This is a genomic window from Gammaproteobacteria bacterium (assembly GCA_016716465.1).
In the GTDB taxonomy this organism is placed as follows: Bacteria; Pseudomonadota; Gammaproteobacteria; order SZUA-140; family SZUA-140; genus JADJWH01.
Map to the genome: position 1 here is coordinate 106035 of JADJWH010000004.1, position 12959 is coordinate 118993.

Genomic DNA, 12959 nt, shown 5'->3' on the forward strand with positions numbered 1-12959 from the left:
CCGGGAAGCGATGGCCGGACGGTAAATTTTACGGGCAAAAAACCCGCAAATACGTTACAATGGCCGCTCCCGGCCAGCTGTCCGGATTGTAGCAAACCGGAACGCCCGGCCGGATGAATAAAACGGCAAATATTATGACCTTGAGACCCCGCATCACGGGGCAGACCCGGCGCCGAGGATCCCACCGCCACTGACCGCATCCCGCGGCCGGCAATGATCCGCGCCTTCCTTCCGAGGACAGACGACGACAATTCCCATGTCCGATAAATACGCGATCTTCGTCAAACAACTCACCAAGATCTATCCGCCCAACCTGCGCGCCGTGGACGGGCTCGACCTCAGCGTCAAGGAGGGTGAGATCATGGCCCTGCTCGGACCTAACGGGGCGGGCAAATCCACCACGATACGCGTGCTGTCGACGCTGAGCGGTTTCGATTCCGGTCAGGCCTTGGTCGGCGGCATCGACGTGGACATAGACCCGGGGAAGGTCCGCCAGACCATCGGGGTAGTGGCGCAGAAAACAGGTGTCGATTACTTCCTGACCGGACGGGAGAACATGACCCTGCAGGGCCAGCTCTACCGTATGAAGAAGGCGGACATCAGGTCGCGCATCGACGAACTCGCGGAATATTTCGAGCTCAAGGACAGCATTGACAAGCCGGTGACCGCCTATTCGGGCGGCATGACGCGAAAGCTCGACATCGCGACCGCGCTGATTCACCGTCCCAGGATCCTGTATCTCGACGAACCCACACTGGGACTCGATATCAGGAGCCGCAAGATCCTCTGGAAACACATCGAGGAACTCAACAAGAATTTCGGCCTGACCATCCTGCTCACGACCCATTATCTGGAAGAGGCCGACAAGCTCTCGCATCGGGTCTCGATCATCAACGCGGGAAAGATCCGCATCGTCGGCACGCCGGACGAATTGAAGACGGGCATTCATGGGGATTCCGTCGTGGTGTCGTTCGATACCGTCGGCGCGGCGGAGCGTGGCTATGCCGCGAGCCTGAAAGAGGCGCGCCTGGCGCGTGATGCGGTGTGGGACGGCAACAACCTGCATCTCTATGTCGAGGATGGGGCGGGTTCCGTACCCCAGATCATGGAGCAGGCGGCCAGCCACGGCCTGCACGTGAAGACCCTCTCGCTCGCGCGCCCCACGCTGGACGACGTCTTCCTGAAATACACCGGCACCAGCATGGTGGAAACGGGCGAGGAAGAGCCCGAACAATGGTGGACTCAATGGGCCGGCAAGGGCGGCGGCGGCGGCAACTGGAAGAAGATGGCCAAGAAGTGGGGCTACGACCCCGATGCCGAAAACCCCGACTGGCAGGGTAATGACTGGGTCGACAAGGATGGCAAGCCCAAGGGGGATTGGAACGCGGCCGAGCAAACTACGGCGGCCACCGACGAAGCCCCCGCGGATACGAATACCGCGGATTCCTGGCAGGGCAACGAATGGGTAGACCCGGCGGGAAAGCAGAAAGGCGACTGGGGAAATTCCCCCGACTGGCAGGGCAATGCCTGGGTCGACAAGGACGGCAAGCCCAAGGGCGGTTGGGAAGCACCGCCGGAGCAGCCCACCCCGGCCAAGCCCGCGGCATCCTCGCCTGCAGCGGCCGACGGAAAACCCACCGGCCAATGGCAGGGTAACGAGTGGGTCGACAAGAGCGGGAAACAGGTCGGCGACTGGGGCCATGCCTCCGACTGGAAGGGCAATGACTGGGTCGATGAACAAGGCAAGCCCAAGGGCGACTGGTCGCAAGACCCCGCCAAGAAAGAGCGCGGCTGACCGCAACCGCAACGCGGGCATCCTGTTTTTCTAACTTTGAACCGGAGCATCAATTCATGATGGCGGACACTTGGCATCTGTTTAACAAGTACATGATCATCACCCTGCGGATGCCCATGTGGTCCTTGTTCACGCTGATCCAGCCGATGATCTGGCTCATCATCTTCGGACAGCTGTTCGGTCGCTTCGTCCAGTCAGAGCACTACATGGACTTCATGGTGCCTGGCATCCTGATCATGACGGTGCTGTTCGGATCCTCCTGGTCAGGGGTGAGTCTGCTGAGAGAAATCTCCGCGGGTACGGTAGACAAGATGCTGGTCTCTCCCGTTTCGCGCGTCGCCATCGTGTTGAGCCGGGTGCTGCATTCCGCGGTGCAGGTGATCGCCCAGGCCATCGTCATCCTGGTCGTGGCATGGGCAATGGGTTCATCGATCAATTTCAACCCCATCTACCTCGTGCTCGGCATGCTCGTAGTGTTCCTGCTCGGGGTGGGCTTCGCCGCGCTTTCGAACGGTTTCGCCATCACACTGCAGCGCGAGGAGCCTCTCGTCATGATCGGCAACATGATGACATTGCCGCTGATGTTCTTCTCCTCGGCCCTGGTGCCGGAACAGTTCATGCCGGACTGGATACAATACGTCTCGGTCCTCAATCCGATCACCTACGCCGTCGAGGCGGTCCGGGCCGTGATCTCCAGCGCGCCCGATCTAGGCCTGTTCATCAAGGGATTCGTCGTCATGCTGGTCTTCGCGGGCGCCACTCTTGCCTGGGCGGTAACCGCTTTCAATGCCTTGCGCGACTAGAGCCGTCCGCACTCCATCCTCAAAACCTGAGATTGATTCCCGTCGTCAGCAGCGACCGGCGATAGTCGCTCAAGGAGGAGCTCTGCTGACCCTCGATAATGTCCTCGCTGTTCAGAATAAATCCCACCGGAAGATTCGAGCGGTTATCCGTCCAGGCAAACGAGGCGAACAGGCTGATGTCCGGCTTGTACCGGTAGGTCAGCCCCAGGGCAAGATTGTTTCTGACGTTCCTGCGCCGGCTCGTGAACTGGGAAAATGAGTCCAGATTGGTGTAATTGAAGACGGAATATCCCAGCGTCAGGTTTATGCTCCCCCACGGCATGAAATGCTCCAGCCCACCGGACAGGCCGTGACTTGTATAGGCATAATCGCTGCCGACAAGTTCCTTGTTTTCATTGATGACATAGGTGTAACCCAACCTGAGAGTGTTGGTGCTCGCTGCCGGCTGGCTGATGGAGACTCCGCCCGCCGTGGTATATGAACTGAAAAACGGGCTGCTGGAGGAGTCGAAGTCGCTGTATGACAGGTTAAACGAAAGTCCGCTGGATACCGCCTCACCCCGCCTGAGAAGGTTAGGCAACCTCAGGCGCGACAGCACTTCGCCAAAGACCGTATGCATCCGGCTGAGACGGGTTTCGACCAGTATCCCGTCAGTGGTTCGATAGGTATACCCCCCCACCAACGTCAATGCGTCCCGGATCGTACTGGCGGCAAGCGTCGTGCTCGTATTCAGGTAATCGTACTGGCCTTCGTGATAATTGGAATAGGATGGCTGTGCCGACAAACGCCAGCGATATCCCCGCTCCGTCTTGTACTGATAGGAAAGATTCAGTGACAGATCGGATCTCAACTCTTCCGCCGGGTCGGTATCGCTCAAATTGCTGTTGCTGTCATAAGCGAAGGCATATCCGACACCGACCGTGACGCCATTGATGCGCTGTTGCAGATTCCTCAGCCTGCGCCTGACGGTCTGCTCCACTTCCGGCGGGGGATTCGCCTGCAGGATTTTGCGGTACTCCTCTATCGCATCCTCCTCACGGTTAAGCCTCTCGTAGCTGTAAGCCAGATTGAGTCTGGCACTGACATGGGTTGGAATCTGCCGCACAACCTCTTTGTAGGCATCGACGGCGCTCGTGATATCGTCCTCGCGCGAATAGATCAAACCGAGATAGAAATAGGCCACGGAATTGGCCGGATCCTGGGCCAGGATATCGGAAAACTCCCGCCCGGACGCCCGCAGATCGCCTTCTATGAAGAGGCGCTTTGCGTTAACCAGCTTCATCGCCGATGCATAACGTGACGCCAGGGCTTCATCTCTTGTCCTGGAAATCAGCCACAGATATTCACGTACGGAATCCGAGAACCGTCCCAGCTTGTCATAGAGGCCGGCGAGCGCCGAGTGCGCAAACTCATCGTCCGGGCTCATATTCAGGAACTGCTCGAGGAGCGAGGCCGCATCCTGATGTTTCTCCATCCGGACGTACAGTATAGCCAGCTCTTTCACGGTTGCCGCATCTCCGGGATTCGCCTTGAGCCTCGCGTCAAGCTCAGCCAACTTCTCCGTCGTCTTTTCCCGGACAGTGATTTTCCCTTCCTCCGATGAGAGAATCCTTGCCAGCAGGCGCCTGGCGATCTCTCGCTGCTCGCCTTCTTCTTGCTTCTCGGTCACGGCATAGACCTGATCATATGCTTCCGAATAGCGATCATCGGCAAGATACAATGCTGCCAGGCTGTTACGGGCTGGCAGGTCATCGGGATATTGCGCGACGAGCGCTTCATAGGCCGTGCGCTCGCCTCTGCTGTCGCCCAAACGACGATAAAGCTCGGGGAGCGCTTTCAATGCGACATTGTTCGAAGGCTCGCCCTCGAGTGCTCGCTCATAGGCCAGCACGGCATCCTGGAGGTTTCCGTTCCGAGTCAACATTCTGGCTTCCAGGATATCGAGCCTGACTCCAGCTTTCACCGCCGCCGGGCTGCCGACCCCCACCTCCACGATATGCCTCAGATTGAGGACCGCGGCATCCAGATCTCCTTGCGCCTCATTTACCGTGGCAAGATTCAGGTATGCATTGAGGTACCCGGGATCGATCCGAATGGCCCGCTCGTACATGTCACGCGCTTCTTTCATTCGCCCTTTGAGCATGTATGCCACCCCGGTGCTGTACGCCAACAGCGCGTCACCGGGACTGTCGTCGGCAAGTTCCTGGAACAGAAGCACTGCCTGATCCAGCTCGTTTCGCTTGGCATGCTGAGTCGCTACGAGGTAGCGCAGGTTTCTCACACTCGATTTGAAAACATCACCGCTCGGGGCAGCCCACTGAATCACACCCGAGTATGCCTCGATCGCCTTATCCAGTTGGTCATGCGCTTCGTAGAAGCTGGCAAGCCGATAGCGTGCTGCGACATTGGCCGGGTCGAGCACCACGGCGTGCTCCAGGGCTTCAACCGCATGAGCCTCGTCCCCGGCGCTGGCATAGGCCAGGCCAAGGTAATAGTGCGCTTCGGAACTGCCCTCATCTTGCCTTATGGCCTGCTGGAACTTCTCTACCGCCAGGTCGGCCCTTCCAGCGTCCAGCATGGACTTCCCCGCATCGAGCAACCGCCCGGTCCCCGATAAAACCGGGGAATCAGCCTGTGCCGCCACCATACCGGGAGTAAGCAAGCACAGAGAGAGTGACGCCAAGATCACGGATATCGATGGAAACCGGAGGGAAACCATTATCTGTTTGTCGATTATCAAGATGCCGCGTCCCTTACCTGAAGGTACAGGACGGATATCCGTTTATGAGCGGAGTCGCGCCACATGGGGAGATGCTAAAAGTAGAAATTGACTTTGAACAATGCCCGCCAACCGTCAAAGCCGAGCTTCAGTTTCCGGTAGCTCGCGTCATCGAAGGATGTCGCGTCCACCAGATAGGTCACCTCGTTCTCTGCATCGAGCTGTACCGGCGTCCTGAAATTGAGATTGTCTTCTTCCTGTATATCGGTTTTAAGCGTGGCGTTACCCAGACTGACCTCATCGGCGCTTAGCGTATACCCCAGATCAACTCCCAGGGATATCCAGCTTCTCAGGAAATATTCTCCACCGACTCCGAAATTCAACATAAGAAGCCCCGTAGCCTGAGATTCCATCTCGATGATCCTCTTGAACGTGTCTCCACCGCTTCCCTGGAAGGCGAATACCATGTTCTCCTTGTAATCAATATCGAGGACCTCGTTGAGGGTGACCCTGCCATAGATATCGTACTTCCTGGGCTTCTGCGCGAGAATGCGCTGTACGCCAAGGTAGTACTGAAAATAGGATATACTCGCGGACCGTTCGTAACCCGCGGAGGTCAGTGAGCCCTGGAAAGGAATTTCCGTCTGAACCGCTGATGTGGAAACGCCTTCCCAACCACTGGCTCCCAGGATCAGGGAATACTTCGGGTCGAGCAGCATTCTGATCTCGATGCCCGCCTCGGTGCCGTATTCTATGGATGGGAGACGGTTGTCAATCAAAAAATCATAGTCGGTGTTCTCACCGCTGTCCTGAAAGATAATGCGCCCTCGGCCTGGCAGGGGAGAACGAAATTCGCCCTCGTTGAGCAGCGTCATGGTTGGGCTGTGCACGCCCAGAATCGGAGACACGCTCCAATTTTTCTGGTCAGAATCCGCGTACGCGGCCCGGGACTGGCATACCATTACGACGACAAGCGCGAACACCAGAAATCCACAGAGCGAACGCAGCACAGAACCAGCCGGAAAGTTCATCATCGATTATGCCCAATCCTGTGTCATTACTTTCCGCCCCGATGTCAGAACGTATATTTAAACTCGGCGAACACACGGTCGTTATTATTGAAATTTCCGAAGAACTGCGCGCTCTGCTCTAGGGCCTCGGCACTGGTAATGGCATTGGCCCCGCCCGTCGAACCCAGCTTGGATTTTGATCCGGTAAAAATATCGAATCCCGCGGTAATCTGGAAATGATCCGTTATCGAGAAAATAACCTCGGGTTTCAGATAGAGTTCGTGCAGATTAACGAGGCCTATGGCGAGAAGTTGAAGCACCGCCGCCTGCTCGGGCAGGGGCTTGCGAATAAACAGTGTTAGGGAGGTATCGAACTCATCCTGGATAAGTTTGCTGTCATGGTCCAGGATGATCCATTGTGAAATGGCCGGAGAGAAGTCTGCGCCAAACTTGGTGAAATCATAACCCAACCCCCACCGGATATGCTTTCTCTGCAACTCGCCCTGGCTGTCAAGATAGCCGTCGCCGTCCCGGTCGGTATCATTCTGCAGCCCGAAGAATTTGTCCGGAATGTAGGCAAGCTCACCCTTCACGATTCCGGAACCCAGCTGTCTGACTCCGGTAAAACCGTAAATGTTTATGCGGGTATAGGTCGGGAAAAATACCGGGTCCAGCGCGGAGTTGATGGCTGCTGAACGATAGACGACAGGAAAATCGTCCCAAGTATAGAAATAACTCAGGGAAATCTCCGTGTCGAGGAAGCTGGTTGAATAGCGGAGCCCGAATTCAGAATTCCCCAGGGTAAACGAGTTTGGTTCTTTCGTATTCGGAACATCCTGAAGCAACTCCCACTCGGAGCCCGGCGGTGCCGGCTTGTGGAACCTGACGTCGGGTATCCAGAGGAGCTGATAACTATCATCGCCCCTATAGACATCCACTTTGGCCATCCAGAGCGGAATTCTGTAATCGAGCAAGTCAGGCAGAATGAGCTCCCTGAAATCCAGAGGATTGATCTCGTCAGTGATCCTGATCCCTTCAAGCACACCCCATACTACGATCTGTTTTCCCAGGCGGACATCGACCTTGCTCGTGGTGATGTCGAGATAGAACTCTCTCAGCTCCGCGACCGGAGAATCTTTATCATGGTCAAGATCATTGACGAACACCAGGGGCTTGTCGTCGTCACGCGCAAACCTGCCTGTGATCGTCTCATAATCGAACAAGTCATAGGCAAGATCGTGATACGCCCACGCGGAGAACCCCAGCTTGCTGTTCGGGCTGAAGGCATAATCCCCGTTTACCTGGAGTATATTTCGGATTTTTGTTATCGATCTCGGTTCATCCAACCGGTAGGCAGTTTCGTTTTTCACGTAACCGCCTATTGAAAGTCTGTCTCGCCAGCTCGCGGATTCCGCCTGGCTGGCGAGTGAAACGGGGGGCTCCCCGTGAAACAGCTCATCGATATTCGTTATTTCCTGCGCATCATCCGCAGCCTTCCCGGACAATGAAAATAGAAGCGATACCGCTACCCATGCCATCTTTCCGAGAGTTGCCCCCCGGATCAGGTTGACTCCCTGCATTTCTCGCACAATATCACGCGGTCTTCTCTCGCTCCCGATACCCCCCATGCGGCGACGCTTCCAGCGGGCAAAATCTTCGAGCAGCTTGAACATGCCACATCCTTATTCAAGGTAATCCTCTCCCAGCCTATGACATTGGGAAATCTCTCGTTCAATCCGACAGACGCCCCCCCATCGAGGCCTGCCTGAGCGCGCTCACGCGCGACCTGGGTATTGAAGGCATCTTCCAGGATATTCCTGATGAGAATGGAAACCGGAATTCCCAGGCTATCCGCCCTTGCGATGACCTTTTCTCGCAGATCCTTGGGCACGCGTGCACCCAAATATTCTTCTTTCCGCTTCATTGCAGTGCTTCGTGCCTGCTCCCTCATCGCACTCGCCTGCTTTCTTCCGAACTCTCTCATTTGCCTCGCGAAATCTTGCATAAAATTTCCCCTCTGACCATGATCGTTGTGACGCATTAAAATGTATAACAAAAGTTATACATAGTCAAACAATCGGCCAGCAGTACACGACAATCGCGTATTGTATTGACTACGCCGGCGATGGGCGCTGGAACATCGATACAGGAAAAACCGCTAACCCCGAGGGGACGGGAAATCCGCCCGGGGCATTCCATATTGGCATCTATTTCACAATCTCAGCTGGACCACGCTCCAAGGTTCTTGCCGAGAACATTTCGTCATCGACACCGGCATTGATCTTGATTTCACTCAATTGAAAGATCGAGGCGCTGAGCGTGCGTCGACTCCTCACCAGCACCCGATCCCATACCCAGGCGTCACCCATCCGTTGCCACTTGATGAATTGCTCTTTGATCAACTCGCCATTGTGATCGTAATAGTCGATCCGACTATTGACGCACTCATCCCAGTTCTTGGTCTTCAGGAACCAGAAGACTCTCTTGCCATAGATCGGATTGGCTTCCTTGGGCGTGCTTTCGACGATATAAAATACTGCGTCGTCCACCTGTCGCGTACCGATGTACTTGTGATCATCGTCTTCCAATGCCCTTCGGCTGACGTCAGCATATGTAAGATTGGAGTTCAGAAAACTGTCACCGAGATCGCGGATAGAAACCCTCCTGATCTTCTTGAGAGCAGGGAGGTATATCCATTGATCCACCGGCTTGTCATGATCGCTGTAAGCCACCCGCATGAAGGCGGAACCTTTCGCCTCCGGGGGATATGTCGTAAACAGCAGCATCTTGTCGGCGACATCATCCTTTCCCCTGTAATCTTTCCAGAACCTCAGGTACTCACTCTTCATCACCTTGCCTTCCTTGTCCTGAAGGATCACGGTGAATTTCCCCTGCTGATCGTCGCCCGGATATTTGTTACCGCAGCGCTCGAAGATCTGCCTGCCCGTCAATTCCGGCTCGGCTTCCTCAGCGGCTGCGAGGGAGGCACCCAGAAAGGCAACCACGACCGCACAGATCACCGTGCGCATGCATAAATGCAAGCGATGCTTGAGAAGACTCATTCCGCCCTCATCCAGCTTATGTTTAGCCATATTGATCTGTAATCCACACCCTCAAAACCGGCACAAGATTTCATCTGTTCAGATTCTTGTGGTGCTACCAAGCATCCACATGAAACCGTATAACAATGTTACACAAGCCAGGTGCGTCAGTACACAACATTTACAATATGCCTAACGACGTGATGATCTGTTGTGAAATAAAAAAAGAAGAGAAGGGACTCGCCCTTCTCTTCTCATATAGACAAAACGCTCGGCAATGGCCTGAGGATGGCCAGTTGCACTTTATTTACAACTGGGGCGGCGTCGCCCCAAAGATGGTATCCCAATCGAATGGAGTACCGTAACCTTGCGCATCAGATCCATCCACTGCGATACCGGCGCTGGTTGTAGAGAAGGTTGTGGCCTCGTCGGAGGTTGTATTGTTTGTAATACCCTCGAACCCGAAAACCGCGGTTCCTTGCGCGCCAAGATCGATCTCCTGGCCGATCCATCGAATCATGATGTCATCGCCCGCGCTCCAGGCAACCGTCCCGCCGCTCGCTGTGGTAGTGGCATCCAGCGTGATATTTGACCCCGTAGCGACGTAGCTCCCCTGAAGGTGAACGAGCTGGAATTTCTGGGCGTCGGTAGATGTATCGACACCGTTTCCGAGCCCCGAATCCTGGGTAATCGATATGCTGCTGCCGGTGGTAGTGCCGCCGGCATCGTGAATGAGGTGCATTTCAAAGGCGCTGGAAAATTCATCTCCCGTAACGGCGGGCGTTGAATCGACTGTCAAGGTCTGGGTCACGTCCATATCGGGATCGGTCGGATTCGTCTGTGCCCAGCCGGTGTTGAGCGCGGTCGTGTTCTCGAAGATCGTACCGGTAGTCGCGGTATCATCCTGGAAGTAGTGCTGACGGGAAGAGATGCCGTTGGAGCCGCCCAGCATGATAAAACTTTCATCACTGTAGGGCAGTGTTGACGAGTTACCAGCTGCGCCTTGATCCGTGATGATCGTCTGAATGAAAGTGTCCCCCGTCGCGGTTTCTACCCATTGCACCTGGGCGAATCCGTCCCCGGTGGTCAAGGTTTCACAGGTAAAGCCCGCGGGGCAGCTCACGCTGACATTACCGCCAGCGACCGTCCAGCTGTCGAAGACTGGCAGCGCTTGCACTGACCCTGCTCCCAGCATGAACAAAACCGCACCGCCGGCTTGATAAAGCCTCGGCACCACATTCATAGCTGCACGATTAACCATCTTCTGATTCCTCCAAGCACCGCGGCCTGTCAACGTACGTACGCGCTCAATAGCTCTCTATCCAGCATTTCCGGAGAGGCCTTGAACAAATCGCTCAAAAAGCCCCTCAAGTCTGAATAGACATAATAAAACCAATGAGTTGATGCTAACACACACACATCGCCATGTCCATTTGTGGACGCCGGCAGCTCACTCCACTACTGCATATATCGGTCATGAAATCGGAAAAACAACTCAAAACCCAAAAACCGACTCCCCACCAGATCTCGACAGTCATCGACAATCTACTTCATACCTTCCCTGAGATATTCATATAAACGAGGTTGTTCTGCCTGCTCCCATAATCGACCCTCGTCACGGAGGCATAATCGATCGTCAGGCGTCGGTAGGAGGTCAATGGCATCTGCAAGGCGTCCGTGAGGCACATCCGTATCGGGCCGACATGTGACACTACTACGATGCGCTGTCCTCGGTGAGCGTCGATTATCTGCTGAAGAGCGCTTTTCACGCGCTCCATATGCGCATGGATGGGCTCCCCGCCTTCAGGGACAAACGACACCGGATCCTTTTTCCACGACTGGAACTGTTCCGGATACTCTCTGGCGATCTCGTCAAAAAACAGTCCGTCCCAGATTCCAAACGGGCGCTCCTTGAGCTTCGGGTCAAAAATCACTTGGGTACCACATCGAGCGGCTATCTGTTCCGCCGTCGCACGAGTTCGCAGCATCGGGCTGCTGTAAATGAGATCGACTGTTTGCCCTTCGAGCAGGGCGGCGGCGCGCTGGGCCTGCGACAACCCCTCAGGGGTTAGCGGCGGATCCTCACGCTCATCACAGTAAAGTCTGTCATGCGGAAAGTCCGCCTGTCCGTGACGGACGAATATGACAGTTGTGGTTTTTTCCTTTTCTCTCATACCGCCAGCAGTGCCTTCAGTTTAATAACGGAAATGGCAATCTGGCACTCATTGCCAGACCGGATAAGATTACGCAAATTCTGCGCCATAAAGGCGCATAAACACAAAATTTCTATGCGCGTATCCGTGTCTCAGGTCAAAGGTCGGCTGTGGACATGCGGTTGCCCGCCATGAGAATGGCTGATCTCGCTGATATCGATCGGCACCATGTTCAATTTGCCGTGCCGAACGCCTCGTTCCGCCATGATCGCGTTTGCGGTATTCCTGATGACACTGACTGGTCCGCGCATGATCGTGATTTCCAGACAATTGTCATGATCCAGGTGGACATGCATGCTGGAAAGCGTAAGCTCATGATGGTTGTGATGAACTCGCGTAATACGGCTGGCAAGCTCCAATTCGTGGTGGTTATACACATAGCTCAGGGTCGCGACACAGTACCCGTCCCCCGATTTTTCCAGTTGTTCCTTTTCGAGCTGTTGTCGGATCAGGTCCCGCATCGCCTCTGAACGGTTGGTATAACCATGTTCAGCAATGAAATTATCAAACAAATCTGCCAGTACAGAATCGAGCGACATCGTGATGCGTTCCATTATCGGTCTTCCTAATAGTTAATTAAGTTGATGTTTTGGCTTTGCAAAAACGCCTGCACGAGATTCCCGCACAAAGGTTACTGATCAGGTAAGAATATCTCAATCAAGAATGGCATACATAGTATGAACTCTCAGGACCATAAAAATAAGCGCGCGCACAGACCTCGCCTCCATGAATACCTAATCTCGACATCTCCCCAGGGGATAGCTGCATATAACCAAATGATTATTAAAAGATAAATATAATGTCTTGTCCTATCCCAGGAAAATCGGGAAAATGATTTATACCCCACCCCACCCGGGGTGATATAAAAGGAAATGACCATGATCATCAAAATTACCGGTATGAGTTGCAATCACTGCGTCAGTTCGGTTGAAAAAGCTCTGCGCGCGGTACCCGGCGTACAGCGAGTCAAAGAAGTCCGTATCGAGGATGGAACCGCCGTCATAGAAGGCTCCCCAAAACCCCAGGCCATCATCTCCGCCGTGCGCGAGGCAGGCTATTCAGCCGAGGTCATATGACAGCAACCTGCCACCAGAACTTACAGTTGAATCCCGCGATTCGAGCAGAGGCGGTTGCACGGCTTCGCTCCATCAAAGGGCATGTAGAAGGAATCATCCGCATGCTGGAGGTCGATTCGGCCTATTGTATCGACGTGCTCAAGCAGATCAGGGCGGTTGACGGCGCAGTGGTCAAGGTCGGAGATATCGTCCTACGCAGCCACCTGCATGATCATGTGGTAACAGCGGAAAACAGAGGGGACGCCAACGAGATCATTGACGAACTTATGGAAATCCTGAAATACCGCTGACCAATCGCAAGC

11 protein-coding genes are annotated in these 12959 nt (G+C 54.9%); 4 read left to right on the forward strand and 7 right to left on the reverse strand.

The window, feature by feature from the left end; translation table 11 throughout:
* Positions 1-256 precede the first annotated feature (256 nt).
* On the forward strand, positions 257-1795 hold the full coding sequence (locus IPM20_08260; GenBank protein MBK9131606.1) for an ATP-binding cassette domain-containing protein: 1539 nt from the start codon (positions 257-259) through the stop codon (positions 1793-1795).
* Between the two features lie 56 nt (positions 1796-1851).
* Complete coding sequence (locus IPM20_08265) at positions 1852-2598, forward strand: ABC transporter permease (GenBank protein ID MBK9131607.1); 747 nt, start codon at positions 1852-1854, stop codon at positions 2596-2598.
* A gap of 19 nt (positions 2599-2617) precedes the next feature.
* On the opposite strand, the gene IPM20_08270 is transcribed toward IPM20_08265, so the two are convergent.
* The 7 genes from IPM20_08270 to nikR form a co-directional block, all read right to left on the reverse strand.
* On the reverse strand, positions 2618-5176 hold the full coding sequence (locus IPM20_08270; GenBank protein ID MBK9131608.1) for a tetratricopeptide repeat protein: 2559 nt from the start codon (positions 5174-5176) through the stop codon (positions 2618-2620).
* Positions 5177-5412: 236 nt separating this feature from the next.
* Entirely contained in the window at positions 5413-6351 is a 939-nt protein-coding gene (locus IPM20_08275) for a hypothetical protein (protein ID MBK9131609.1), read from the reverse strand.
* 41 nt (positions 6352-6392) lie between these two features.
* Positions 6393-8000: a hypothetical protein gene (locus IPM20_08280; protein MBK9131610.1), complete on the reverse strand. Its 1608-nt coding sequence runs from the start codon at positions 7998-8000 to the stop codon at positions 6393-6395.
* A 534-nt stretch (positions 8001-8534) separates the two neighbouring features.
* On the reverse strand, positions 8535-9419 hold the full coding sequence (locus IPM20_08285) for an outer membrane lipoprotein-sorting protein (protein ID MBK9131611.1): 885 nt from the start codon (positions 9417-9419) through the stop codon (positions 8535-8537).
* Positions 9420-9675: 256 nt separating this feature from the next.
* Entirely contained in the window at positions 9676-10629 is a 954-nt protein-coding gene (locus tag IPM20_08290) for a hypothetical protein (protein ID MBK9131612.1), read from the reverse strand.
* 289 nt (positions 10630-10918) lie between these two features.
* A complete protein-coding gene (locus tag IPM20_08295) occupies positions 10919-11542 on the reverse strand; it encodes a histidine phosphatase family protein (protein ID MBK9131613.1) in 624 nt (207 codons plus the stop codon).
* A 131-nt stretch (positions 11543-11673) separates the two neighbouring features.
* A complete protein-coding gene (gene nikR, locus IPM20_08300) occupies positions 11674-12135 on the reverse strand; it encodes a nickel-responsive transcriptional regulator NikR (GenBank protein ID MBK9131614.1) in 462 nt (153 codons plus the stop codon).
* A gap of 318 nt (positions 12136-12453) precedes the next feature.
* Here nikR and IPM20_08305 point away from each other — a divergent pair, with 318 nt between their 5' ends.
* Together IPM20_08305 and IPM20_08310 are read left to right on the forward strand one after the other, a co-directional pair.
* Positions 12454-12657 (forward strand): cation transporter, encoded by a 204-nt coding sequence (locus IPM20_08305; protein ID MBK9131615.1) that lies wholly within the window; start codon positions 12454-12456, stop codon positions 12655-12657.
* The gene (locus tag IPM20_08310; protein ID MBK9131616.1) at positions 12654-12947 is read left to right on the forward strand and encodes a metal-sensitive transcriptional regulator; all 294 of its coding nucleotides are present in this window, start codon (positions 12654-12656) and stop codon (positions 12945-12947) included. The genes IPM20_08305 and IPM20_08310 overlap by 4 nt, the downstream gene beginning before the upstream one ends.
* Positions 12948-12959: the final 12 nt, after the last annotated feature.

Coding starts and splice junctions, on each gene's coding strand:
- IPM20_08260 (MBK9131606.1), top strand. CDS start 257: ATGTCCGATAAATACGCGATCTTCGTCAAACAACTCACCAAGATCTAT.
- IPM20_08265 (MBK9131607.1), top strand. CDS start 1,852: ATGATGGCGGACACTTGGCATCTGTTTAACAAGTACATGATCATCACC.
- IPM20_08270 (MBK9131608.1), bottom strand. CDS start 5,176: ATGCTGGACGCTGGAAGGGCCGACCTGGCGGTAGAGAAGTTCCAGCAG.
- IPM20_08275 (MBK9131609.1), bottom strand. CDS start 6,351: ATGATGAACTTTCCGGCTGGTTCTGTGCTGCGTTCGCTCTGTGGATTT.
- IPM20_08280 (MBK9131610.1), bottom strand. CDS start 8,000: ATGTTCAAGCTGCTCGAAGATTTTGCCCGCTGGAAGCGTCGCCGCATG.
- IPM20_08285 (MBK9131611.1), bottom strand. CDS start 9,419: ATGGCTAAACATAAGCTGGATGAGGGCGGAATGAGTCTTCTCAAGCAT.
- IPM20_08290 (MBK9131612.1), bottom strand. CDS start 10,629: ATGGTTAATCGTGCAGCTATGAATGTGGTGCCGAGGCTTTATCAAGCC.
- IPM20_08295 (MBK9131613.1), bottom strand. CDS start 11,542: ATGAGAGAAAAGGAAAAAACCACAACTGTCATATTCGTCCGTCACGGA.
- nikR (MBK9131614.1), bottom strand. CDS start 12,135: ATGGAACGCATCACGATGTCGCTCGATTCTGTACTGGCAGATTTGTTT.
- IPM20_08305 (MBK9131615.1), top strand. CDS start 12,454: ATGACCATGATCATCAAAATTACCGGTATGAGTTGCAATCACTGCGTC.
- IPM20_08310 (MBK9131616.1), top strand. CDS start 12,654: ATGACAGCAACCTGCCACCAGAACTTACAGTTGAATCCCGCGATTCGA.